Consider the following 1,109-nt stretch of genomic DNA (forward strand, 5'->3'; position numbering starts at 1 on the left):
GGATACCGCCATAAGTAATACGCCGGCCCAAACAAAATACAACAAGCCTATTATTTATTTTTTATTGCTGTGGACGGCGCTAAACATCCTGCAGGCCTCCACATTGGAGATGCATGCCGATGAGGCCTACTACTGGATCTTCTCGCGCATGATGGATTGGGGATTTTACTATCACCCGCCCATGGTAGCCGTATTTATCCGCATTGGCGATACGCTGATGCATAACGGTTTGGGCACAAGGCTGGTAACTGTGCTATCAAGCACACTCAGCATCTACATCATCTGGCTCATGCTTAAAAGGTATGAGGTAAGCACCAAATGGTTCATTGTGCTGATGTCTGGTGTTTGGGTTTTCCAGATCTATGGTTTTACTGCCACCCCTGATGCACCGCTGCTTTTCTTCACGGTAGTGTTTTACTATTTCTACCAGCAATACATCGATAACAACAGCTGGAAACTTGCCCTGGTATTGGGTATAGTGGTAGCCTGCCTTATGTACAGCAAGTACCATGGTATATTGCTGGTGAGTTTCACCCTGCTATCAAATCTGAAACTGCTAAGGCGCCCGTCATTTTATTTTATTGTGCTGTTAGCTTTGGGTTTGTATGTGCCTCATATTATGTGGCAGTATCACCATAACTTCCCGGCTGTAAACCTCGGCCTGTTTAAGCGTGATGATGACGGATTGCATTTCAATGCCGGGTCCGATTTTTTGTTTGGGCAACTGCTTTTGGGTGGGGCGCTTACTTCGTGGTTCCTGTTTTACGCTGCTTTTACTGCCAAAATTAAGGATGCCTTTATGCGGGGTCTCCTGGTTAATATGGCATGCACGTTTACCTTTTTTTTAATAAGTGCTTTTAAGGCTACAGTGCAGTTACACTACGCACTTATTGGCTTTGTACCCCTTGTGATGCTTGCGCTGATTTGCCTTAAACAAAAGGGGATTAACCCCGCCTGGCTTTACCGTTTGGGGATTGCCAATATTGTACTGTTTGTAGCGTTCAGGCTGTGTGTGGTTGCCGGTTTTAGCTTTTTAAAGGGCAACGAGCAGCTGGAGGCATATTTTGGTCACCGGGAATGGGCGGATGCTATTCACAACAGGATAGGCG

Annotated in this window: 1 protein-coding gene; it reads left to right on the forward strand. The window is 46.1% G+C overall.

Going from position 1 to position 1,109, the window contains the following annotated elements; genetic code table 11:
• Positions 1 to 1,109, forward strand: a 1,109-nt coding sequence (locus AC1DPZ_RS27760; protein ID WP_477409611.1) for an ArnT family glycosyltransferase, incomplete at both ends; no start/stop codon positions are given.

Source organism: Mucilaginibacter sp. P4_G9, from assembly GCF_056400985.1.